This window comes from Pseudomonas sp. 58(2021) (assembly GCF_017491585.1).
Taxonomy (GTDB): Bacteria; Pseudomonadota; Gammaproteobacteria; order Pseudomonadales; family Pseudomonadaceae; genus Aquipseudomonas; species Aquipseudomonas fluorescens_BT.
This window is the reverse complement of the sequence record NZ_JAFGYZ010000019.1, coordinates 31822-55696: the sequence shown is the minus strand read 5'-3', so window position 1 is coordinate 55696 and position 23875 is coordinate 31822. Positions and strand designations below refer to the sequence as shown.

19 protein-coding genes and 1 tRNA gene are annotated in these 23875 nt (G+C 60.8%); 15 read left to right on the top strand and 5 right to left on the bottom strand.

Annotation, left to right across the window (positions count from 1 at the left end; translation table 11 throughout):
• Nucleotides 1–30 precede the first annotated feature (30 nt).
• The 3 genes from J5M72_RS21165 to J5M72_RS21155 all read left to right on the top strand — a co-directional run bounded on the left by J5M72_RS21165 (nucleotide 31) and on the right by J5M72_RS21155 (nucleotide 4293).
• Nucleotides 31–426, top strand: coding sequence for a YbaN family protein (locus J5M72_RS21165; RefSeq protein WP_207866982.1), 396 nt, complete (start codon nucleotides 31–33; stop codon nucleotides 424–426).
• Nucleotides 427–607: 181 nt separating this feature from the next.
• Nucleotides 608–2746, top strand: coding sequence for a methyl-accepting chemotaxis protein (locus tag J5M72_RS21160; RefSeq protein ID WP_207866981.1), 2139 nt, complete (start codon nucleotides 608–610; stop codon nucleotides 2744–2746).
• A gap of 197 nt (nucleotides 2747–2943) precedes the next feature.
• On the top strand, nucleotides 2944–4293 hold the full coding sequence (locus tag J5M72_RS21155) for a CoA transferase (RefSeq protein WP_207866980.1): 1350 nt from the start codon (nucleotides 2944–2946) through the stop codon (nucleotides 4291–4293).
• A gap of 94 nt (nucleotides 4294–4387) precedes the next feature.
• Here the strand turns inward: J5M72_RS21155 and arcD (J5M72_RS21150) are convergent, their stop codons facing one another.
• On the bottom strand, nucleotides 4388–5815 hold the full coding sequence (gene arcD, locus J5M72_RS21150; protein ID WP_207866979.1) for an arginine-ornithine antiporter: 1428 nt from the start codon (nucleotides 5813–5815) through the stop codon (nucleotides 4388–4390).
• Between the two features lie 437 nt (nucleotides 5816–6252).
• Between arcD (J5M72_RS21150) and arcD (J5M72_RS21145) the strand changes: the two genes are divergently transcribed.
• From arcD (J5M72_RS21145) to J5M72_RS21090, 12 genes are all read left to right on the top strand, one after another.
• Nucleotides 6253–7680, top strand: coding sequence for an arginine-ornithine antiporter (gene arcD / locus J5M72_RS21145; protein WP_169431611.1), 1428 nt, complete (start codon nucleotides 6253–6255; stop codon nucleotides 7678–7680).
• Nucleotides 7681–7714: 34 nt separating this feature from the next.
• Nucleotides 7715–8971, top strand: a complete 1257-nt coding sequence (gene arcA, locus J5M72_RS21140) for an arginine deiminase (protein WP_169431612.1) — start codon at nucleotides 7715–7717, stop codon at nucleotides 8969–8971.
• A 69-nt stretch (nucleotides 8972–9040) separates the two neighbouring features.
• Nucleotides 9041–10051: an ornithine carbamoyltransferase gene (locus J5M72_RS21135; protein WP_169431613.1), complete on the top strand. Its 1011-nt coding sequence runs from the start codon at nucleotides 9041–9043 to the stop codon at nucleotides 10049–10051.
• 181 nt (nucleotides 10052–10232) lie between these two features.
• A complete protein-coding gene (arcC, locus tag J5M72_RS21130) occupies nucleotides 10233–11162 on the top strand; it encodes a carbamate kinase (protein ID WP_207866978.1) in 930 nt (309 codons plus the stop codon).
• Nucleotides 11163–11224: 62 nt separating this feature from the next.
• Nucleotides 11225–11587 carry a DUF5064 family protein gene (locus tag J5M72_RS21125; RefSeq protein ID WP_207866977.1) on the top strand — a complete coding sequence of 121 codons (363 nt, stop codon included), beginning with the start codon at nucleotides 11225–11227 and terminating at the stop codon, nucleotides 11585–11587.
• 285 nt (nucleotides 11588–11872) lie between these two features.
• A complete protein-coding gene (locus J5M72_RS21120) occupies nucleotides 11873–13381 on the top strand; it encodes a sigma-54-dependent transcriptional regulator (protein ID WP_064598978.1) in 1509 nt (502 codons plus the stop codon).
• A gap of 343 nt (nucleotides 13382–13724) precedes the next feature.
• On the top strand, nucleotides 13725–14108 hold the full coding sequence (gene gcvH / locus J5M72_RS21115) for a glycine cleavage system protein GcvH (protein ID WP_085709634.1): 384 nt from the start codon (nucleotides 13725–13727) through the stop codon (nucleotides 14106–14108).
• A gap of 10 nt (nucleotides 14109–14118) precedes the next feature.
• Entirely contained in the window at nucleotides 14119–16971 is a 2853-nt protein-coding gene (gcvP, locus tag J5M72_RS21110) for an aminomethyl-transferring glycine dehydrogenase (protein WP_207866976.1), read from the top strand.
• 128 nt (nucleotides 16972–17099) lie between these two features.
• Nucleotides 17100–18476, top strand: coding sequence for an L-serine ammonia-lyase (locus J5M72_RS21105; protein ID WP_207866975.1), 1377 nt, complete (start codon nucleotides 17100–17102; stop codon nucleotides 18474–18476).
• A gap of 51 nt (nucleotides 18477–18527) precedes the next feature.
• Entirely contained in the window at nucleotides 18528–19652 is a 1125-nt protein-coding gene (gene gcvT / locus J5M72_RS21100) for a glycine cleavage system aminomethyltransferase GcvT (RefSeq protein ID WP_207866974.1), read from the top strand.
• 404 nt (nucleotides 19653–20056) lie between these two features.
• A complete protein-coding gene (locus J5M72_RS21095; RefSeq protein WP_065258514.1) occupies nucleotides 20057–20269 on the top strand; it encodes a cold-shock protein in 213 nt (70 codons plus the stop codon).
• Between the two features lie 97 nt (nucleotides 20270–20366).
• A complete protein-coding gene (locus J5M72_RS21090) occupies nucleotides 20367–20855 on the top strand; it encodes an RDD family protein (RefSeq protein ID WP_102621276.1) in 489 nt (162 codons plus the stop codon).
• A gap of 58 nt (nucleotides 20856–20913) precedes the next feature.
• On the opposite strand, the gene nadA is transcribed toward J5M72_RS21090, so the two are convergent.
• The 4 genes from nadA to queE form a co-directional block, all read right to left on the bottom strand.
• Complete coding sequence (nadA, locus tag J5M72_RS21085) at nucleotides 20914–21972, bottom strand: quinolinate synthase NadA (protein ID WP_039766022.1); 1059 nt, start codon at nucleotides 21970–21972, stop codon at nucleotides 20914–20916.
• Between the two features lie 270 nt (nucleotides 21973–22242).
• Nucleotides 22243–22318, bottom strand: a tRNA-Lys gene (locus J5M72_RS21080).
• 63 nt (nucleotides 22319–22381) lie between these two features.
• Entirely contained in the window at nucleotides 22382–23074 is a 693-nt protein-coding gene (gene queC / locus J5M72_RS21075) for a 7-cyano-7-deazaguanine synthase QueC (protein WP_169431621.1), read from the bottom strand.
• Between the two features lies 1 nt (nucleotide 23075).
• Nucleotides 23076–23723: a 7-carboxy-7-deazaguanine synthase QueE gene (gene queE, locus J5M72_RS21070; protein WP_207866973.1), complete on the bottom strand. Its 648-nt coding sequence runs from the start codon at nucleotides 23721–23723 to the stop codon at nucleotides 23076–23078.
• Between the last annotated feature and the right edge of the window lie 152 nt (nucleotides 23724–23875).

Genomic DNA, 23875 nt, shown 5'->3' with positions numbered 1-23875 from the left:
ACCCTGTCACATAAGCCTCTCGCTGAGCCCATGCCCCAACCCGCCTCCTCCCGACTCGCCCGCCTGCTGTTCGGCCTGCTCGCCTATGTCAGCCTCGGCATCGGCCTGATCGCCATCGTCGTGCCCGGCCTGCCGACCACCGAGTTCATCCTGCTCGCCGCCTGGGCGGCCACCCGCAGTTCGCCGCGCCTGAGCGCCTGGCTGGAAAACCATCGGCTGTTTGGCCCGATCCTGAGCAACTGGCGCAACGGCAAGATCATCGCCCGCAAGGCCAAGGTCAGCGCCACGCTCAGCATGCTGCTGTGCGCAACCCTGATGCTGGTGATGCTCGAACATGGCTGGCCGGTCTATCTGGCGATCGCCGGCATGACAATGGGCAACCTTTGGATATGGTCACGCCCGGAGTCTTTGCCGAAGATTTCCTGATTTTTCCCTTCTTTTCAGGGCATTTGCCCGCGCAAACGTTTTGCCTTGACCGTTCGTCGGCATACGACTCATGCGCCCTCGCCCCGCGCCGATGAGCATGGAATGGCGCTGAATGGATTTGGCAAACCGGGCACCTCCCTGCCCCGTAGCCAACCGTTCATTCATTCGCGAGAACACCCCCATGTTCGACTCCCTGTCCATTCGCCTGAAAATCGTCCTGCTGTCCGGGCTGTGCCTGCTCGGCGTGGTTGCGCTGATCGTCGGCATCAACCTCTACCAGACCAACCAGAACGACAAGCTGGTCAGCGACTCGAGCAGCAAGATGCTCACCGCCAGCGTGCAGAACCTGCTGCAGGCCAAGGCTGCCGAGCAGGCGGTACAGGTACAGAAAACCTTCGGTGAGAGCCTGCTGGTGATCACCGCCCTGGCCGACCAGATCAAGGACATGCGCATCATGGCCGCCAAGCGTTCGCTGGACGCCGGGGCCTTGCGTGAAGAACTGAACCAGAGCCTGAAAACCGCCTTCGAGCGCAACAGCAAGGTGCTCGGCATCTGGCTGGCCTTCGAACCCAACGGCCTGGACGGCAAGGACAGCGAATTCGCCAACGATGCCGCGCGCCAGTCCAACGAGGCGGGACGCTTCGCCAGTTACTGGAGCCGTGCTGCGGGTCCGGCGCTGAACACGATCATGGTCGAAGACGACATGAACAAGACCACCCTCAGCCTCAGCGGCACGCCTTACAACAGCTGGTACACCTGCCCTCGCGACAACAAGCGCACCTGCCTGCTCGACCCTTACGCCGACACCGTGGGCGGCAAGGAAATGCTCATGACCACCATTTCCGTGCCACTGCTGGTGGACGGCAAGACCATCGGCGTGGTCGGCATCGACATTGCCCTCGATGCGCTGCAAGCGGCGGCCGTGGGTTCCCAGCGTGACCTGTTCAACGGTGCCGGGCACATGCTGATCGTCTCCGGCAGCGGCGTACTCGGCGCCTACAGCACCGACGCGACCAAGGTCGGCAAAGGCATCGCCGAAACCCTCGGTGCCGAAGGCAAGGACATCCTGCAACTGCTGAGCGCCGGCACGCCGAAGATTCTCGAACAGGGCGATCTGATCCGCGCCGTGTACCCGGTCGATCCCATCGGCAATTCCCGGGCCTGGGGCGTGGTCATCGACCTGCCGAAACAAGTACTGCTGACCGACTCGGTCAAGCTGCAGGCGGTGCTCGACGATGCACAGAAAACCGGCATGATTACCGCGTTGTCGGTGGCCGTGATCGCCGGTCTGATCGGCCTGCTGCTGATCTGGCTCACCGCCTCCGGTGTGACCCGCCCGATCAACAGCGTCGCCGAAATGCTGAAGAACATCGCCAGCGGTGAAGGCGACCTGACCCAGCGTCTGAATTACAGCAAGAAGGATGAACTGGGCGAACTGGTGAACTGGTTCAACCGCTTCCTCGACAAGCTGCAACCGACCATCGCCCAGATCAAACAGAGCATCACCGAGGCCCGTGGCACCGCCGATCAATCGTCGGAAATTGCCCGCCAGACCAGCGAAGGCATGCAGGTGCAGTTCCGCGAGATCGATCAGGTTGCAACCGCATCCAACGAAATGAGCGCCACCGCCCACGACGTGGCCAACAGCGCCTCGAATGCGGCCAATGCGGCCAAAGGCGCCGACCAGTCGGCCAAGGACGGGATGTCGATCATCGAGCGCAGCACCCGCGACATCAATCAACTGGCCGATGAAGTCAGCAAAGCGGTGACCGAAGTCGAAGAGCTGGCGGTCAACAGCGAGCAGATCGGTTCGGTACTGGAAGTGATCCGCAGCATCGCCGAACAGACCAACCTGCTGGCGCTGAACGCCGCGATCGAAGCGGCCCGTGCCGGTGAAAGCGGTCGTGGTTTTGCGGTGGTGGCCGACGAAGTCCGTAACCTCGCCAAGCGCACTCAGGATTCGGTGGAAGAAATCCGCGTGGTCATCGAACGCATCCAGACCGGCACCCGTGGGGTGGTCGCGACCATGCATTCGAGCCAGACCCAGGCCCACAACAACGCCGGGCAGATCCGCCAGGCCGTGGACGCCCTCGGCAAGATCAGCGACGCGGTCACCGTGATCAGCGACATGAACCTGCAGATCGCCAGCGCCGCCGAACAGCAGAGCGCGGTGGCCGAAGAGGTCAATCGCAACGTCTCGGCGATCCGCACCGTCACCGAGACCCTGACCGAACAGGCCACCGAATCGGCGGCGATCAGCAGCCAGCTCAACGCCCTCGCCAGCCAGCAAATGAAATTGATGGATCAGTTCCGCGTCTAGAAAATCACTGTCATCCCTTGTGGGAGCTTGCCTGCAAGCGATGGCGGTGGATCAGTCGATACATCTATCGGTAGACACTCCGCTATCGCTTGCAGGCAAGCTCCCACAGGGATTTGTGTTGACTAGAGAGATTAGGGTTTTCATCTAACTCGATATTCTTTTGCACTATGATCAGGCCCTCTTCCGGAGGGCCTTCGATGACTGATCTGCTCACGTCCATTCAAGCCGCACTCGGCTTGTCCCCCACGCCGATTCCGTTCACCGGCGAGGGCGCCCTGCCCTCGGCGTTTGCCGTTACTGACCTTGCCTGCGCGAGCATTGCCGCTGCCGGGCAAGCCGTCGCCGAACTGCTTCAGCAGCAGACCGGCCACTTGCCCGGCGTAGAAGTCGACCGCCGCCTCGCCTCGTTCTGGTTCGCCACCTCGCTGCGGCCGATCGGCTGGGAAGTGCCGCCGCTGTGGGATCCGGTCGCCGGCGACTACGCAACCCGAGATGGCTGGATTCGCCTGCACACCAACGCCCCGCATCACCGCGCCGCCGCTGAAAGGGTGCTCGGCGCCTGTGCCGACCGCGCGGCGATGGCGGCGAAAGTCGCGCAATGGGCCAGTGCCGATCTGGAGCAAGCGGTGGTCGAGGCCAAGGGTTGCGCGGCTGAAATGCGCAGTTGGGAACAGTGGCAAAAACATCCCCAAGGATTGGCGGTGAATGCCGAACCCTTGGTGCATTTCAGTGATGAGAAAGACGAAAGTCGTCAACTCTGGCAAGGCTCTGTGGCGCAGCCATTGGCCGGGCTCAAAGTGCTCGATTTGACCCGCGTCCTTGCCGGCCCGACCGCCAGCCGTTTTCTTGCAGGGCTGGGCGCCAACGTCCTGCGCATCGACCCGCCGACCTGGAACGAGCCCGGCGTGGTGCCGGAAGTGACCCTCGGCAAACGCTGTGCGCGACTGGATCTGCATCAACCGGCAGATCGTGCGGTGTTTGAAGGATTGCTCAAGGAGGCCGACATTCTGCTCCACGGCTATCGCGCCGATGCGCTTGAAAACCTCGGTTTTGGTGCCGAACGTCGTCGACAACTGGCACCGGGGCTGATCGACGTCTGCCTCAACGCCTACGGCTGGAGCGGCCCGTGGCAGAACCGCCGGGGCTTCGACAGTCTGGTGCAGATGAGCAGCGGGATTGCCGAGGCCGGGCAGCGCTGGAGGCAGGCGGACAAACCGACCCCGCTGCCGGTGCAGGCGCTGGACCATGCGACGGGGTATCTGATGGCGGCGAGTGTGATTCGGTTGCTGGCTGAAAGGCTGCGCAGTGGTCGAGGTGGATCGGCACGGTTATCGCTGGCGCGGACGGCGAAGTTGTTGGTTGAGCATGGGCCTGGGACTGACGAAGCGTTGCGTCCGGAAAATCCACAGGATCAAAGCTCGCTGGTGGAACAGACCCCCTGGGGGCCGGCGCATCGGCTACAAGCGCCGCTGCGTACTGCTGGAACGCCGTTGCAGTGGGCTTTGCCGGCGACTGAGTTGGGGTCGCATCAACCGCAGTGGCTCTGAGATTCGTGCGTGGTTTGAGATCGCTGCCCTCATCGGAACGCCCAGCGCCGCCAGATCAGCGCTCGCCAAAACTGTCGCCCGATGAAGGGCAACCTCACAGGGACAACACGCCGCTGTACAACCCGTAGGCCGCGAGCCCGGCCCCGGCAATGACGCAGGTAAAAATCCCCTTCTCAAACGTGGTGAACAGCGGCTCACCCTGCTCATGCTTGGCCTTGGCGAACAGAATCACCCCCGGCGCATACAGCAGCGCCGACAACAACAGGTATTTCACCCCGCCGGCATACAACAGCCACACCGCGTAACACAGCGCGATGCCGCCGATCAGCAGATCCTTGGTGCGTTCGGCGGAGGCATGTTCATAGGTTTCACCGCGCCCGCTGAGCAAAACCGCATAGGCCGCCGACCACAGGTACGGCACCAGGATCATCGACGAGGCCAGGTAAATCAGGCTGGTGTAGGTGCCGGCGGAAAACAGCGTGATCAGCAGGAAAATCTGAATCATCACGTTGGTCAGCCACAGCGCATTGACCGGCACATGGTTGGCGTTTTCCTTTTTCAGGAACGCCGGCATGGTCTTGTCCTTGGCCGTGGCAAACAGGATTTCGGCGCACAGCAGCGCCCACGACAGCAATGCACCGAGCAACGAAATCGCCAGGCCGATGCTGATCGCCAGCGCGCCCCACGGCCCGACGATGTGTTCCAGCACCGCCGCCAGCGACGGGTTCTGCAGGGTCGCCAGTTCCGGCTGACTCATGATCCCCAGCGACAGCACATTGACCAGCACCAGCAATGCCAGCACACCGATGAACCCGATCACCGTGGCCCGGCCGACGTCAGCCCGTTTCTCGGCCCGTGCCGAGTACACGCTGGCGCCTTCGATGCCGATGAACACGAACACCGTCACCAGCATCATGTTGCGCACCTGATCCATCACCCCGCCGAAATTCGGGTTGCTGTGGCCCCAGATGTCGCGGGTAAAAATGTCGGCCTTGAACGCCACGGCGGCGATGACGATGAACATGATCAGCGGCACGATCTTGGCCACTGTCGTCAGCTGGTTAATGAACGCGGCCTCCTTGATCCCGCGCATCACCAGAAAGTGCACGGCCCACAGCAGCACCGAGGCGCAGCCGATGGCAATCGGTGTGTTGCCCTGGCCGAACACCGGAAAGAAGTAACCGAGGGTGCTGAACAGCAATACGAAATAGCCGACGTTGCCCAGCCAGGCGCTGATCCAGTAACCCCACGCGGAAGAGAAACCCATGTAGTCGCCAAATCCGGCCTTGGCGTAGGCGTAGACGCCGGAATCCAGTTCCGGCTTGCGGTTGGCCAGAGTCTGGAACACGAACGCCAGGGTCAGCATTCCGATGGCGGTGATTCCCCAACCGATCAGGATTGCGCCGGCATCGGCACGAGCCGCCATGTTCTGCGGCAAAGAGAAAATTCCCCCGCCAATCATCGACCCCACCACCAGGGCGATCAGTGCGCCAAGGCGCAGTTTTTGGTTCGGTTGCGACATTCAAATCTCCTTGAAAGATGGGACGAGGTTTCATTTGTGACAACTATTAACTAACTGGCTAAAACTCGCTGACGTATTTCAGTTAATGCCAACAAACGCTCACTTATATATAGCCGATGACGCTAACGCCTAGCACATTCAGACAGTTCCGTGCGCTGATCCTGATAAATCGATTCTGTATTGAAAACAGATGTGAAAAATTTGCCAAAACCCGAAAAGCAACTAGCGTCATAACTCGAAAGCAATAGGATCCATTCCCAACAATATCGACCAAAGGCTTCTATGACGGGCCTTCCAGACAATAGCTTTATGCCTTCACTCGCTTCATAAGTCATTCATTAACAATGGAATGTGAGCATGCACTGATCTAAGTCAGCTGTTTGAAAAGCCAACAGATCTACGCTGTGAACTCTTCTCTCCTGCAATGGAGTCATGCAATGTCTGAAGCTCCCGGAAAACTACGACTAGGTGCACTGGTTGCATTGGTAGTCGGCTCAATGATCGGTGGTGGAATATTCTCTTTGCCACAAAACATGGCCGCCAGTGCCGACGTCGGCGCGGTACTGATTGGCTGGGCCATCACCGCAGTCGGCATGCTCACCCTCGCTTTCGTCTTTCAAACCCTCGCCAATCGCAAGCCTGACCTGGACGGCGGTGTCTACGCCTATGCCAAGGCCGGTTTCGGCGATTACATGGGTTTCTCTTCGGCCTGGGGCTACTGGATCAGTGCCTGGCTGGGCAACGTGGGGTACTTCGTTCTGCTGTTCAGCACCCTCGGGTATTTCTTTCCGGTTTTTGGGGAAGGCAACACTGTTGCTGCAGTGATCGGCGCCTCGGTCCTGCTGTGGGGCGTGCACTTCCTGGTGTTGCGCGGGATCAAGGAAGCGGCGTTCATCAACCTGGTGACCACCGTCGCCAAGGTCGTGCCACTGTTGCTGTTCGTACTGATCGCACTCTTCGCCTTCAAACTGGACATCTTCACCGCCGACATCTGGGGCCTGAAAAACCCGGACCTGGGCAGCGTGATGAACCAGGTGCGCAACATGATGCTGGTCACCGTGTGGGTGTTCATCGGCATCGAAGGCGCGAGCATCTTCTCGGCCCGGGCGGAAAAACGTTCGGACGTCGGTAAAGCCACCGTGATCGGTTTCATCACCGTGCTGCTGTTCCTGGTGCTGGTGAACGTGCTGTCGCTGGGCATCATGACCCAGCCGGAACTGGCCAAACTGCAGAACCCGTCGATGGCCGCCGTGCTGGAACACGTGGTCGGTCACTGGGGTGCGGTGCTGATCAGCGTCGGCCTGATCATCTCGCTGCTGGGGGCACTGCTGTCGTGGGTGCTGCTGTGCGCGGAGATCATGTTCGCCGCCGCCAAGGACCACACCATGCCGGAGTTCCTGCGCAAGGAGAACGCCAACCACGTACCGGCCAACGCCCTGTGGCTGACCAACGCGATGGTGCAGCTGTTCCTGGTCATCACCCTGTTCTCGGCCAGCACTTACCTGTCGCTGATCTACCTCGCCACGTCGATGATTCTGGTGCCGTACCTGTGGTCGGCGGCCTACGCCCTGCTGCTGGCGGTGCGCGGCGAAAGCTATGAAGGCTTCGCAGCCGAACGGCGCAAGGATCTGATCATCGGCGCCATCGCCCTGATCTACGCCGTGTGGCTGCTCTACGCCGGTGGCGTGAAGTACCTGCTGCTCTCGGCCCTGCTCTATGCGCCCGGCGCGATCCTGTTCGCCAAGGCCAAGCTCGAACTCAAACAACCGGTTTTCACCAACGTCGAGAAGCTGATTTTCGCCGCAGTGATCGTGGGTGCCCTGGTGGCGGCCTACGGTCTCTACGACGGCTTCCTGACTCTGTAATTGCCAAACGTTTTATCTCTGGAGGATCACTGAAATGACCACGGAAAAAGTTAAGTACGGCGTCCATTCCGAAGCCGGCAAACTGCGCAAAGTCATGGTCTGCTCCCCAGGTCTGGCCCATCAGCGGCTGACCCCGAACAACTGCGATGAACTGCTGTTCGACGACGTGCTGTGGGTCGCTCAGGCCAAGCGCGACCACTTCGACTTCGTGACCAAGATGCGTGAGCGCGGGATCGACGTGCTGGAAATGCACAACCTGCTGACCGACATCGTCGGCAACCCCGAAGCACTGGACTGGATCCTCGATCGCAAGGTCACCGCCGATTCGGTGGGCCTGGGCCTGATCAACGAAGTCAAATCCTGGCTGAAAAGCCTGGAGCCGCGACACATCGCCGAATTCCTGATCGGCGGCGTGTCCGCCGACGACCTGCCGGACAGCTTCGGTGGCAAGACCATCCAGATGTTCCGCGACTTCCTCGGCCACTCCAGCTTCATTCTGCCGCCGCTGCCGAACACCCAGTTCACCCGCGATACCACCTGCTGGATTTACGGTGGCGTGACGCTGAACCCGATGTACTGGCCGGCCCGTCGTCAGGAAACCCTGCTGACCACCGCCATCTACAAATTCCATCCGCAATTCACCAACGCCGATTTCGAGATCTGGTACGGCGACCCGGACAAGGATCACGGCAGCTCGACCCTCGAAGGCGGCGACGTGATGCCGATCGGCAACGGCGTGGTGCTGATCGGTATGGGCGAGCGCTCGTCGCGGCAGGCCATCGGCCAACTGGCGCTGAATCTGTTCAAGAACAAGGCCGTGGAAAAAGTCATCGTCGCCGGCCTGCCGAAGTCCCGCGCGGCGATGCACCTGGACACCGTGTTCAGCTTCTGCGACCGCGACCTCGTCACGATCTTCCCGGAAGTGGTGAATCAGATTGTCGCCTTCACCCTGCGCCCTGACGAAAGCAAACAGGGCGGCATCGACATCCGTCGCGAAGAAGGCACGTTCCTCGACGTCGTGGCCCAAGCCCTCAACCTACCGAAGCTGCGCGTCGTCGAAACCGGCGGCAACAGCTTCGCCGCCGAACGCGAGCAATGGGACGACGGCAACAACGTGGTGGCCGTGGAACCGGGCGTGGTCATCGGCTACGACCGCAACACCTACACCAACACCCTGCTGCGCAAGGCAGGCGTGGAGGTCATCACCATCAGCGCCGGCGAACTGGGCCGTGGCCGTGGCGGCGGCCACTGCATGACCTGCCCGATCATCCGCGACCCAATCGATTACTAAACGACCATCTCCCCGGCCGCACTCACCCTGTAGCGGCCGGGCCGATTACCGAATCCAAGGAGAATCATCATGGCGTTCAACATCCACAACCGTAACCTGCTCAGCCTGGAACACCACACCCCACGTGAGCTGCGTTACCTGCTCGACCTGTCCCGCGACCTTAAACGCGCCAAGTACACCGGCACCGAGCAACAGCACCTGAAGGGCAACAACATCGCCCTGATCTTCGAAAAAACCTCGACCCGTACCCGCTGCGCGTTCGAAGTCGCCGCTTATGACCAGGGCGCCAACGTTACCTACATCGATCCGAATTCCTCGCAGATCGGCCACAAGGAAAGCATGAAGGACACAGCCCGGGTGCTGGGTCGCATGTACGACGCCATCGAGTACCGTGGCTTCAAGCAGGAAATCGTCGAAGAACTGGCCAAGTTTGCCGGCGTGCCGGTGTTCAACGGCCTGACCGATGAATATCACCCGACCCAGATGATCGCCGACGTGCTGACCATGCGTGAGCACGCCGACAAGCCGATCCACGAGATCAGCTACGCCTACCTGGGCGATGCGCGCAACAACATGGGCAACTCGCTGCTGCTGGTCGGCGCCAAACTCGGCATGGACGTGCGCATCTGCGCACCGAAAGCCCTGTGGCCCCACGATGACCTGGTGCAGCGCTGCAAGAAATACGCGGAAGAAAGCGGTGCCCGCATCACCCTGACCGAAGACCCGAAAGCCGCCGTCAAGGGCGTCGATTTCATCCACACCGACGTCTGGGTATCGATGGGCGAGCCGGTGGAAGCCTGGGCCGAGCGTATCCAGCAACTGCTGCCGTATCAGGTCAACGCCGAGCTGATGAAAGCCACCGGCAACCCGCGCACCAAGTTCATGCACTGCCTGCCGGCGTTCCACAACAGCGATACCAAGGTCGGCAAACAGATCGCCGAACAGTATCCGCACCTGGCCAACGGCATCGAAGTGACCGACGACGTGTTCGAGTCGCCTGCCTGCATCGCCTTCGAGCAAGCGGAAAACCGCATGCACACCATCAAGGCGATTCTGGTATCGACCCTGGCTGATCTGTAACCCACTGAGGGAACCGCCTCCCCATGTGGGAGCGGGCTTGCTCGCGAAAGCGGAGTGTCATTCAACAGTGATGTCGACTGATCTGACGCCTTCGCGAGCAAGCCCGCTCCCACAAGGGATCCTGGTTTCAAACATGGACACGAGTCGTTTGCCATTCCTCTGTACAAGAAGGACAAGCACCATGCGTATCGTCGTAGCCTTGGGCGGTAACGCCCTGCTCCGCCGTGGCGAGCCGATGACCGCTGACAACCAGCGCGCCAACATCCGCATCGCCACCGAGCAAATCGCCAAGATTCATCCCGGCAATCAACTGGTCATCGCCCACGGCAATGGCCCGCAAGTCGGCCTGCTGTCGTTGCAGGCAGCGGCCTACACCTCCGTCACCCCTTACCCGCTGGACGTGCTCGGTGCCGAAACCGAAGGCATGATCGGCTACATCATCGAACAGGAACTGGGCAATCTGCTGGACTTCGAGGTGCCGTTCGCCACCCTGCTGACCCAGGTTGAAGTCGATGCCAAGGACCCGGCGTTCCAGAACCCGAGCAAACCCATCGGCCCGGTCTACGAGAAAGCCGAAGCCGAAAAACTCGCCGCCGAAAAAGGCTGGGCGATTGCCCCGGACGGCGACAAGTTCCGCCGCGTGGTGGCCAGCCCCCGGCCGAAACGCATCTTCGAGATCCGCCCGATAAAGTGGCTGCTGGACAAGGGCAGCATCGTGATTTGCGCCGGCGGTGGCGGCATCCCGACCATGTACGACGAGAACCGCAATCTCAAAGGCATCGAAGCGGTGATCGACAAGGACCTGTGCTCGGCGCTGCTGGCCGAACAGCTGGAAGCGGACTTGCTGGTGATCGCCACCGACGTCAACGCGGCGTACATCGACTTCAAGAAACCAACCCAGAAAGCCATCGCCCAGGCCCACCCGGACGAACTCGAACGCCTGGGTTTCGCCGCCGGTTCCATGGGGCCCAAGGTGCAGGCAGCCTGTGAATTTGCGCGCCATACTGGCAAGGTCGCGGTGATCGGTTCGCTCTCGGACATCGAAGCCATCGTCCAGGGCACCGCCGGTACACGGGTCAGCACGGCAGCGCCAGGCATCACCTACCGATAACAAGAAACTCCGGGGGCAGATCTCAGGTCTGCCCTTCTCCCATGCCTTGAAAGGAGAAAACCATGGCCCAGTTCGAACCCGGCCGCTTGCACATCGAGCGCCACGCGTTAACTGACGACGACGTCAATTACAACGTGCACCTCGACTATGAAGTGTTCACCGATCCCCAGAAAGGCAAAGGGATACAGTTCACCCTGCATGGCAGCATGCAGGGCAAAGAGGTCAACGAGCCGTTCTTTCTGCCCAAGGAGGAAGCCTACAACTTCGCTCGCAACGTGACGCAGATCGCCGAGAAGTACGGGATTCCCAAGGCCCACAGCCAGATCGGCTCGGTGCACAAGCATTACGACCTGATGTTTGAAGACATCCGCAAGCAGTTGAATATGCAATCCGGGGATCCGGTCAATCCCGAGCATTTCGAGTGACCCCCAAAGACCCCCTCACCCTAGCCCTCTCCCAGAGGGAGAGGGGACTGATCCGGGGATATTTCAGAGTTACACCGACCTGAACCTGCTCTACCGAATCCATAATCGACTGGTTCTTTCAGGTCGATGTCAAACCTCAGACACCTCGGTCAGCTCCCTCTCCCTCCGGGAGAGGGCTGGGGTGAGGGGTGGATTTCGAGCACGACGCCATTCTCAAGATTTCACCCCAGTCCCCCATCAAGGCATACTTGCCCCCCTCCGCACTCCAGAACCCAGAACCGCCCCATGCGTATCCACGTCAGCTTCATCGACCGCGTCGGCATCACCCAGGAAGTCCTGGCTATCCTCGGCGGGCGTAATCTCAATCTGGATGCGGTGGAGATGATCCCGCCCAACGTCTACATCGACGCCCCGACCTTGAGCCCGCAAGTGCTCGAAGAACTGAAGGATGCGCTGTTTCGCGTGCGTGGTGTAGAAGCAGTGACCGTGGTCGACATCCTCCCCGGTCAGCGCCGGCACTTGCAGCTCGATGCATTGCTCGCGGCGATGACCGACCCGGTGCTGGCACTCGACAGCGCCGGCAAGGTGCTGCTGGCCAACCCGGCGCTGATCGCCTTGTACGGTCGCGAGCCGGCGGGCGAAAGCGTGTCGGAACTGTTCAACGATCCGGGCCTGCTCGAAACCCTGCTCGAACAGGGCTTCCGCCTGCCGCTGCGGGAAATCACCGTCAACGGCCAGACCCTGTTGCTGGACGCCACGCCGATCACCGACGCCGGCGCCCTGCTGACGCTGTATCAACCGAACCGCATCGGCGAACAACTCTCGGCACTGCATCACGACCATGCCGAAGGTTTCGATGCGTTGCTCGGTGAGTCGCCGCCGATCCGCACCCTCAAGGCCCGCGCCCAGCGCGTCGCGGCCCTCGACGCACCACTGCTGATCCAGGGCGAAACCGGTACCGGCAAGGAACTGGTGGCCCGCGCCTGTCACGCCATCAGCGCCCGGCACAACGCGCCCTTCCTGGCGCTGAACTGCGCGGCCCTGCCGGAGAACCTCGCCGAGAGCGAGCTGTTCGGCTACGCCCCCGGCGCCTTCACCGGTGCACAACGGGGCGGCAAACCGGGGCTGATGGAGCTGGCCAACCAGGGCACGGTGTTTCTCGACGAGATCGGCGAGATGTCGCCGTACTTGCAGGCCAAGTTGCTGCGATTCCTCAACGACGGCAGCTTCCGTCGGGTCGGTGGCGATCGTGAGGTGAAGGTCAACGTGCGGATCCTCAGCGCCACCCACCGCGATCTGGAAAAAATGGTCAGCGAAGGCCTGTTTCGCGAAGACCTGTTCTACCGCCTCAACGTGCTCAACGTCGAAGTGCCGCCGTTACGCGAACGCGGTCAGGACATTCTGCTGCTGGCCCGCTATTTCATGCAGCAGGCCTGCGCGCAGATCCAGCGCCCGGTCTGCCGCCTCGCCCCGGGCACTTACCCGGCGCTGCTCGGCAACCGCTGGCCGGGCAACGTGCGGCAATTGCAGAACGTGATCTTCCGCGCCGCCGCGATCTGCGAAAGCAGCCTGGTGGACATCGGAGATCTCGACATCGCCGGCACCTCGGTGGCACGCCAGACCGACACCGACGTCGACAGTCTGGAAGAAGCCGTGGAAGCCTTCGAGAAATCGCTGCTGGAAAAACTCTACGTCAGCTACCCCTCGACCCGCCAACTGGCCAGCCGCCTGCAGACCTCGCACACCGCCATCGCGCATCGACTGCGCAAATACGGCATCCCCAACAAACCCTGAACCGGACTCGCTCCCACAGGGTATGTGGCGGATTCGAAATCCGTTCAAAAGCGACCTCCATCTGTACTGAAAGCGCTACAGCGGAACGATATCGATACAGCCTCCTCGAATCACCGCTGTGCAAGGCTTTGATCCGGTTCAGCTTTTTTCTTCGCCTCACGCTGTAGCGATTTCGCTACAGCCAACGTGATCGCACTCGCCCACCAATCAATCAAGCCATTGATTTATAACGATATTTTTACATTGGCCGCGTTCTTGCTAAGTAACCGTTCATAAAATCAGGGCATTGCCGCCCGCGTATTCCACCGCGTCCACCAGACGAGTCTGGCCCCTAGGAGATTCCATGAGCGAGTTGCGTTTTACTGAAGATCACGAATGGCTGCGCGCCGAAGCCGATGGTTCTGTCACCGTTGGCATCACCGCTTTCGCGCAGAACGCCCTGGGCGACGTGGTGTTCGTGCAACTGCCTGAATTGCAGGCGTACGAGAAAGGCGCCGAAGCCGCCACCGTGGAATCGGTAAAAGCCGCCAGTGGCGTGTACATGCCACTGGACGGTGAAGTGCTGGCAGTGAACCCGGCGCTGGAAGATGCCCCTGAACTGGTCAACGAAGATCCGCTGGGTGAAGGCTGGTTCTTCCGCTTCAAGCCATCCGACGCTTCCGCCGTCGCCAAGCTGCTGGATCAGGACGCCTACGACCGCCTGATCAAAGCCCAAGCCGAAGCCTGAGGAACCTGACATGACCCAAGTAAATCTCGGCACCGCCAACGAATTCATCGCCCGTCACATCGGCCCGCGCGCCGGTGACGAGCAAGCCATGCTCAACAGCCTCGGTTTCGACTCGCTCGAAGCTCTGAGCGCCAGCGTCATCCCGGAAAGCATCAAGGGCACCAGCGTGCTCGGCCTCGAAGACGGCCTGAGCGAAGCCGATGCCCTGGCGATGATCAAAGGCATCGCCGGCAAGAACCAGCTGTTCAAGACCTACATCGGCCAGGGCTACTACAACTGCCACACGCCGTCGCCGATCCTGCGCAACCTGCTGGAAAACCCGGCCTGGTACACCGCCTACACCCCGTACCAGCCGGAAATTTCCCAGGGCCGTCTTGAAGCGCTGCTGAACTTCCAGACCCTGATCAGCGACCTCACCGGCCTGCCGATCGCCAACGCTTCCCTGCTCGACGAAGCCACCGCCGCTGCCGAAGCCATGACCTTCTGCAAACGCCTGAGCAAGAACAAGGGCAGCCACCAGTTCTTCGCCTCGATCCACAGCCACCCGCAAACCCTCGACGTGCTGCGCACCCGGGCCGAGCCGCTGGGCATTGAAGTGGTGGTCGGCGACGAACGTGAACTGACCGACGTGACGCCATTCTTCGGCGCACTGCTGCAATACCCGGCGAGCAACGGTGATGTGTTCGACTACCGCGAACTGACCGAGCGCTTCCACGCCGCCAATGCACTGGTTGCCGTGGCTGCCGACCTGCTGGCCCTGACCCTGCTGACTCCGCCGGGTGAATTCGGCGCCGACGTGGCCATCGGCAGTGCGCAACGCTTTGGCGTGCCGCTGGGCTTCGGTGGCCCGCACGCGGCTTACTTCTCGACTAAAGATGCGTTCAAGCGCGACATGCCGGGCCGTCTGGTCGGTGTTTCGGTTGACCGCTTCGGCAAACCGGCCCTGCGTCTGGCGATGCAGACCCGCGAGCAACACATCCGCCGCGAGAAAGCCACGTCGAACATCTGCACCGCACAAGTGCTGCTGGCCAACATCGCCAGCATGTACGCCGTGTACCACGGCCCGAAAGGCCTGACCCGGATCGCCAACCGTGTGCATCACCTGACCGCAATCCTGGCCAAGGGCCTGAGCGCACTGGGCGTGACCGTCGAGCAAGCCAGTTTCTTCGACACCCTGACCCTGGCCACCGGCGCGCAAACTGCTGCGCTGCACGACAAGGCTCGCGCCCAACAGATCAATCTGCGTGTGATCGATGCCCAGCGTCTGGGCCTGTCGGTGGACGAAACCACCACCCAGGCCGACATCGAAACCCTGTGGAGCCTGTTCGCCGACGGCAAGAGCCTGCCGGATTTCGCTGCGCTGGCCGCTGCCGCACAAAGCACCATTCCAGCTACGCTGGTGCGTCAGTCGCCGATCCTCAGCCACCCGGTGTTCAACCGTTATCACTCGGAAACCGAGCTGATGCGCTACCTGCGCAAACTGGCGGACAAGGACCTGGCACTGGATCGCACCATGATCCCGCTGGGCTCGTGCACCATGAAGCTCAACGCCGCCAGCGAAATGATCCCGGTGACCTGGGCCGAATTCGGTGCCCTGCACCCGTTCGCTCCGGCCGAGCAAAGCGCCGGTTACCAGCAACTGACCGACGAACTGGAAGCGATGCTCTGCGCCGCCACCGGTTACGACTCGATCTCGCTGCAGCCGAACGCCGGTTCCCAAGGTGAGTACGCCGGTCTGCTGGCAATTCGCGCCTATCACCAGAGCCGTGGCGAAGACCGTCGCGACATCTGCCTGATCCCGTCGTCCGCCCACGGCACCAACCCGGCGACCGCCAACATGGCCGGCATGCGTGTGGTCGTGACCGCGTGCGACGCCCGTGGCAACGTGGACATCGAAGACCTGCGCGCCAAGGCCATCGAGCACCGCGAACACCTCGCCGCACTGATGATCACCTACCCGTCGACCCACGGCGTGTTCGAAGAAGGCATCCGCGAAATCTGCGGCATCATTCATGACAACGGCGGCCAGGTGTACATCGACGGCGCCAACATGAACGCCATGGTCGGCCTCTGCGCCCCGGGCAAGTTCGGCGGTGACGTCTCGCACCTGAACCTGCACAAGACCTTCTGCATTCCGCATGGCGGTGGCGGCCCGGGCGTCGGCCCGATCGGCGTGAAATCGCACCTGACTCCGTTCCTGCCAGGCCACGGCCATATGGAGCGCAAGGAAGGCGCGGTCTGCGCAGCACCGTTCGGCAGCGCGAGCATTCTGCCAATCACCTGGATGTACATTCGCATGATGGGTGGCGCAGGTCTCAAGCGTGCTTCGCAACTGGCGATCCTCAATGCCAACTACATTTCCCGTCGCCTGGAAGAGCACTACCCGGTGCTGTACACCGGCAGCAACGGTCTCGTGGCGCACGAGTGCATCCTCGATCTGCGCCCGCTGAAAGACAGCAGCGGCATCAGCGTCGATGACGTCGCCAAGCGTCTGATCGACTTCGGTTTCCACGCCCCGACCATGTCGTTCCCGGTGGCCGGCACGCTGATGATCGAGCCGACCGAAAGTGAATCCAAGGAAGAACTGGACCGCTTCTGCGACGCCATGATCCGCATCCGCGAAGAAATCCGCGCTGTAGAGAACGGCACCCTGGACAAGGATGACAACCCGCTGAAGAACGCTCCGCACACCGCTGCTGAGCTGGTCGGCGAGTGGACTCACCCGTACAGCCGCGAGCAGGCGGTGTACCCGGTGGCGTCGTTGATCGAAGGCAAGTACTGGCCGCCGGTCGGTCGCGTCGACAACGTGTTCGGCGACCGCAACCTGGTCTGCGCCTGCCCGTCGATCGAAAGCTACGCTTGATTGAATGAGGGGCGGTTTATCCGCTCCGACTTCCAGAACTCCTTGTGGGAGCAAGCTAGCTCCCACAAGGAAATGCACCAAGCCTGATATTCCGCCAATTCCTATAACAAGAAACCGGAGAACCACTCATGTCGTTAAGCGTGTTCGACCTGTTCAAGATTGGCATCGGCCCCTCCAGCTCCCACACCGTCGGCCCGATGCGTGCTGCTGCGCGCTTCGTCGAAGGCCTGCGCCGGGAAAACCTGTTGTCGGCCACCACCGGTATCAGGGTCGAGTTGTATGGATCCCTCGGCGCCACCGGCAAGGGCCACGGCAGCGACAAAGCCGTGCTGCTGGGCCTGGAAGGTGAACACCCGGACACCGTGGATACCGAAACCGTCGCCGCACGTCTCACGCAGATTCGCGGCAGCGGGCGTTTGAACCTGCTCGGCGAACACAGCATCGCGTTCAATGAGAAAGAACACCTGGCAATGATCCGCAAGCCGTTGGCCTATCACCCCAACGGCATGATCTTCCGTGCCTTCGATGCGGCGCGATTGCAGATCCGCAGCCGCGAGTACTACTCGGTCGGGGGTGGCTTTGTGGTCGACGAAGACGCGGCCGGTGCCGACCGCATCGTCGAAGATGCCACCCCGCTGACCTTCCCGTTCAAAAGTGCCAAGGACTTGCTCGGTCACTGCGCCACCTATGGTCTGTCGATCAGCCAGGTGATGCTGACCAACGAAAGCGCCTGGCGCCCGGAAGCGGAAACCCGCGCCGGCCTGCTGAAAATCTGGCAAGTGATGCAGGACTGCGTGGCTGCGGGCTGTCGTAACGAAGGCATTCTGCCGGGTGGCCTGAAGGTCAAGCGGCGGGCGGCAGCGCTGCACCGGCAACTGTGCAAGAACCCGGAATCGTCACTGCGCGATCCGCTGTCGGTGCTGGACTGGGTCAACCTCTACGCCCTGGCCGTCAACGAAGAAAACGCCAACGGCGGGCGCGTGGTCACGGCACCGACCAATGGCGCGGCGGGGATCATCCCTGCGGTGCTGCATTACTACATGCGCTTCATTCCCGGCGCAAACGATGACGGCGTGGTGCGCTTCCTGCTGACCGCGGCGGCCATCGGCATTCTGTACAAGGAAAATGCCTCGATCTCCGGCGCCGAAGTCGGTTGTCAGGGCGAGGTTGGCGTGGCCTGCTCGATGGCGGCCGGCGCGTTGTGCGAAGTCCTCGGTGGCAGCGTGCAGCAAGTGGAAAACGCCGCCGAAATCGGCATGGAACACAACCTCGGCCTGACCTGCGATCCGATCGGCGGGCTGGTTCAGGTGCCGTGCATTGAGCGCAACGCCATGGGCTCGGTCAAGGCGATCAACGCCGTGCGCATGGCCATGCGCGGAGACGGGCAGCACTTCGTCTCCCTCGACAAGGTCATCCGCACCATGCGCCAGACCGGCGCCGACATGAAAAGCAAATACAAGGAGACCGCCCGTGGCGGTCTGGCGGTCAACATTATCGAGTGTTAATTAGCCCCCTCTCCCTGCGGGAGAGGGTTGGTGTGAATCAAGGAGTTCCGCATGTCCACCGAACAATTGTCGAAAACCCCGCTGCACGCTCTGCACATCGAACTCGGCGCCCGCATGGTGCCGTTCGCCGGCTACGACATGCCGGTGCAATACCCGCTGGGCGTGATGAAAGAACACCAGCACACCCGTGAGCAGGCCGGGCTGTTCGATGTCTCGCACATGGGCCAGATCCGCCTGACCGGCGCCAATGCCGCCAAAGCCCTGGAAACCCTGGTGCCGGTGGACATCATTGACCTGCCGGTGGGCATGCAGCGCTACGCGATGTTCACCAACAAAACCGGCGGCATTCTCGATGACCTGATGGTCGCCAACCTCGGCAACGACGAACTGTTCCTGGTGGTCAACGCCGCGTGCAAGGATCAGGATCTCGCGCATTTGCAACAACACATCGGCGATCAGTGCACCATTACGGAGCTGTTCGAAGCCCGCGCCCTGCTCGCCCTGCAAGGTCCGGCGGCCGTAACCGTACTGGCGCGCCTGGCGCCGGAAGTGGCGAAGATGACTTTCATGCAGTTCGCCCGAGTGACTCTGCTGGGTGTGAATTGCTTCGTCAGCCGCTCGGGCTACACCGGTGAAGACGGTTTCGAAATCTCGGTACCGGCAGGCGATGCAGAAAAACTCGCTCGCGCCCTGCTGGCCGAACCCGAAGTGGCGGCCATCGGCCTTGGCGCCCGGGATTCACTGCGCCTGGAGGCCGGCCTGTGCCTGTACGGCCACGACATGAACTCCGAGACCACGCCGATCGAAGCCAGCCTGCTGTGGGCAATCTCCAAGCCACGGCGTGCCGATGGTGCGCGGGCTGGCGGCTTCCCGGGGGCAGAACAGATTTTCAGCCAGCAGCAGAACGGCGTCGCGCGTAAACGCGTCGGCCTGCTGCCTCAGGAGCGCACGCCGGTCCGTGAAGGAGCAGAGATCGTCAACGAAGCCGGCGAAATCATCGGCAGCGTGTGCAGCGGCGGTTTCGGTCCGACCCTGGGCGGGCCATTGGCGATGGGTTACCTCGACAGCGCCTATGTCGCACTGGACACGCCAGTCTGGGCCATCGTTCGTGGGAAAAAGGTGCAAATGCTTGTAAGCAAAATGCCATTTGTTCCACAACGCTACTATCGCGGTTGATTGACTGTTTCTATAAGTAACGTGATTGCGTTATGCGTGCACTAATGTGTAACGCAATCGCCATAAAACAGTGCACTCCGTTTACATTCGATTCGAATATGAACTTGGCTTATAACGTTCGAAAACAATTGAACAAGCCAATCGAATAAGCCGGACTAGTGGACCGACTAAGTGCAAGCAAGCGCAGGAAAACCGGGGCCTTCACAGGGCTTGTTTTTCCTCCCGTAGTTGGCGTAGAGTTTGTCCACTGTGTTTGCATGGGTCAGCTTGGAATCGTGACCTGGGCAGTAGCCTACAAGTTAGCTACATCCCGTTCGACGTCTTCTTACTCTCCTGCAACCAGCCCCAGTACTCTTTCATGAGGAAGAGACTGTCATCAATTTTTGCGTCAAAGGAAATAAGAAATGTCCACACGTCAGAGCGGTACCGTCAAGTGGTTTAACGACGAGAAAGGTTTTGGTTTTATCACTCCAGAAAGCGGTCCGGATCTGTTCGTGCATTTCCGCGCCATTCAGGGCAGCGGCTTCAAGAGCCTGAAAGAAGGCCAGAAAGTGACCTTCGTTGCCGTACAAGGCCAGAAAGGCATGCAGGCTGATGAAGTCATCGCCGAAGCCTGATCTTCTGTAACGAAAAAGCCCCTGATATTGATATCAGGGGCTTTTTTGTGCGCGTGAATCCGTAAAATGGCGCTTCACTTTCCGTCCAGAGGCTGCCATGTCGAAACACCTGCTCATTCCCCAGGGCGATTTCCCCGCCGTCGGCCTTGGCCGCCGCCTGGCAGCGATGTTCTACGACTTTCTCCTGTGCACCGCCCTGCTGATCGTGACCGGCGGCATCTACAAGATGATTCAGGCCGCGATCATCGGCGAAGAGCGCCTGCGAGTGCTGACCGACGCCGGCAAGCTGGACGGCGACCCGCTGTACTCAACCGTTCTGCTGCTGGTGCTGTTCGGCTTCTTTGCCAAGTTCTGGACCCACGCCGGCCAGACGCTGGGCATGCAGGTATGGGGCATCCGTGTGCAGAACGCCGATGGTACCGCCATCAGCCTGTGGCAGGCGCTGCTGCGGTTCATGGTGTCGATTGCGTCGTGGCTCTGTCTGGGGGTGGGGTTCTTCTGGTCGCTGTTCGACAAGCGCAAGCGCGCCTGGCATGACATCTACTCGGATACGCAACTGGTGCGGATCCCGAAGAAAGCAAAGTAACCCTGCAGATGCAAAAACGCCCCGATCAAATCGGGGCGTTTTCGTTTACGACTCAAGGTCAGGCGTTGCCTGCCAGCTTCATGCGCGCGGCCTGGGTGAAATCGAGCATGCGCTTGAGCGGGCGGATCGCCTGAGGAATGAGAGCCGGGTCGACGAAGATCTCGTTCGAGCCCTCCTTCAGGCACTTGAGCGTGCGCTCAAGGGTGTTCATGGCCATCCACGGGCAATGTGCGCAACTGCGGCACGCCGCGCCGTTACCGGCGGTTGGCGCCTCGATGAAGACCTTGTCCGGGCACAACTGCTGCATCTTGTAGAAGATGCCGCGGTCGGTGGCCACGATCAGGGTCTTGTTCGGCAGCGATTGAGCGGCGGCAATCAGCTGACTGGTAGAACCCACGGCGTCCGCCAGTTCGATCACCGAGGTCGGCGATTCCGGATGCACCAGAATGGCGGCGTCCGGGTACAGCGCTTTCATGTCTTCCAGCTGTTTGGACTTGAACTCTTCGTGGACGATGCAGGCACCATCCCAGAGCAGCATGTCGGCGCCGGTCTGACGCTGGATGTAGGTACCCAGGTGCTTGTCCGGGCCCCAGATAATGGTTTCGCCGTTGTCCATCAGGCTTTCGACGATCTCCAGCGCGCAGCTCGATGTCACCACCCAGTCGGCCCGGGCCTTGACCGCCGCCGACGTGTTGGCGTACACCACGACCGTGCGCTCCGGATGCTGATCACAGAACGCCGAGAACTCATCCACCGGGCAACCCAGGTCCAGCGAGCAGGTCGCCTCCAGGGTCGGCATCAGCACACGTTTTTCCGGGTTGAGAATCTTCGCGGTTTCACCCATGAACTTCACGCCGGCGACCACCACGGTCTTGGCCGGGTGGGCGTTGCCGAAGCGGGCCATTTCCAGAGAATCGGACACGCAACCGCCGGTTTCTTCGGCGAGGGCCTGGATGATCGGATCGCAATAAAAGTGGGCAACCAGCACCGCGTCCTGAGCCTTGAGCTCGGCGGCGATGGCGGAACGGTAATAAGCCTCTTCCTCGGCCGTCAGCGGTTTGGGCTGTTTGGCATCTAGGTGGGCTTGTACCAGAAGGCGTTCGGAAATCTGCGTCATGTTCGCAAGACCTGCAGGCGCATTCGCGCGAAAGTCGAGTATACACCCGGCTCCGGACCGCTTGAGGGTACCGCCGGGAGAGTGAGTGTTATCAGGCACGGACAGCGTTGAAGCTGCGCAAGGCTACAGAATATCCCGTTGATACAAAAGATGATTCTGACCTGCGTCACGGCGGGAAAAAACGAAGGGAGGGATACTCGAATCGCAGGCAAAAAAAAATCCGGAAATCCTCACTTTCGTGGGCCTTCCAGACTTTTAAAACAGCAAAAATGGTGGGTCGTGTGGGATTCGAACCTACGACCAATTGGTTAAAAGCCAACTGCTCTACCAACTGAGCTAACGACCCGCTGTGTGGTGGCGCGTATAATACTGATTTTTAAGGACTATTCAACACCTAATTTGAAAAAAATCAAAAATAACGTGTCGGGTCGCTGATTCCGGCCGCTGCGAAGCCTTCTGCACGCAGTCGGCAGCTATCGCATTTGCCACAGGCGCGGCCTTCATCGTCCGCCTGATAGCAGGAAACAGTCAGCCCGTAATCGACCCCGAGCTTCACACCCGCCTGGACAATCTGCGCCTTGCTCAGGTTCTGCAACGGTGCCTGGATACGGAAACCATTGCCTTCGACACCGGCCTTGGTCGCCAGATTGGCCATACGCTCGAACGACTCGATGAACTCCGGGCGACAATCCGGGTAACCGGAGTAATCCACCGCGTTGACACCAATGAAGATGTCACGGGCACCGAGTACTTCAGCCCAGCCCAGGGCAAGCGACAGGAATACCGTATTGCGCGCCGGAACATAAGTCACCGGAATGCCGTCACCGAGCGACTCCGGGATATCGATGCTGCTGTCGGTCAGGGCCGAACCGCCCATGCCGTTCAGGTTCAGCCCGATCACCTTGTGTTCGACCACTCCCAGATCGCGTGCGACGCGCGCCGCGGCATGCAACTCGGCATGGGAGCGCTGGCCGTAATCGAAGCTCATGGTGTAGCAGCGATAGCCTTCGGCCCGAGCCATGGCCACGACCGTGGCCGAGTCCAGGCCGCCGGACAGCAAAATGACCGCGCGTTTTTCAGTAGTGTTCAGTTGCTCAGTCATCTCAGCGCCCCGGCTCGTCATTCCACAGATACTTGTGCAGCTGCAATTGCAGGCGTACGGGCAAATTGTCCGCTACCACCCAATCGGCCAGTTCCCGTGCATTAAGGTCATGGTGGCTCGGGGAAAACAGCACTTCGCCGGCCCGCCGCTCAAGACCGTACTGGATCAGTTTGGAGACCGCCCAGTCATAGTCTTCCCGCGAACAGATGACAAACTTCACCTGATCGTTGGGCGTCAGCAGTTCGATATTCTCGTAACGGTTGCGATGGGCTTCCTTCGAGTCAGGGGTCTTCAAATCGACAACCCGGCTGACCCGAGGATCGACCGCCGAAATATCGAGGGCACCACTGGTTTCCAGCGAGACCTCGTAACCGGCATCACACAACCGCTTGAGCAAGGGAATGGCATTGGGCTGAGCCAGCGGCTCCCCGCCAGTGACGCAGACGTAGCGCGGACGATACCCGGCCACTTGTTCGAAGATATCGTCGAGCGTACGAATGGTGCCGCCGCTGAACGCATAGGCACTGTCGCAGTATTGGCAACGCAATGGGCAACCGGTCAGGCGCACAAAAACCGTGGGCAGCCCGGCAGTCCGCGTTTCCCCCTGCAACGAGTAGAAAACTTCGGTGATTCTCAATGTGTCTTGCATAGTCGCCACGGGCGTAACAGCTAAACAGGCTGTCCGCCTCCGTCAGGCACTTCAGGCAACCCCGCCAACGCGTAGATCACCAGAAGCGTGTTTCATAAAAGGGCGTGAATTCTAACGAAAAAACCCGCGACAAGCGCGGGTTTCTTCCAAAC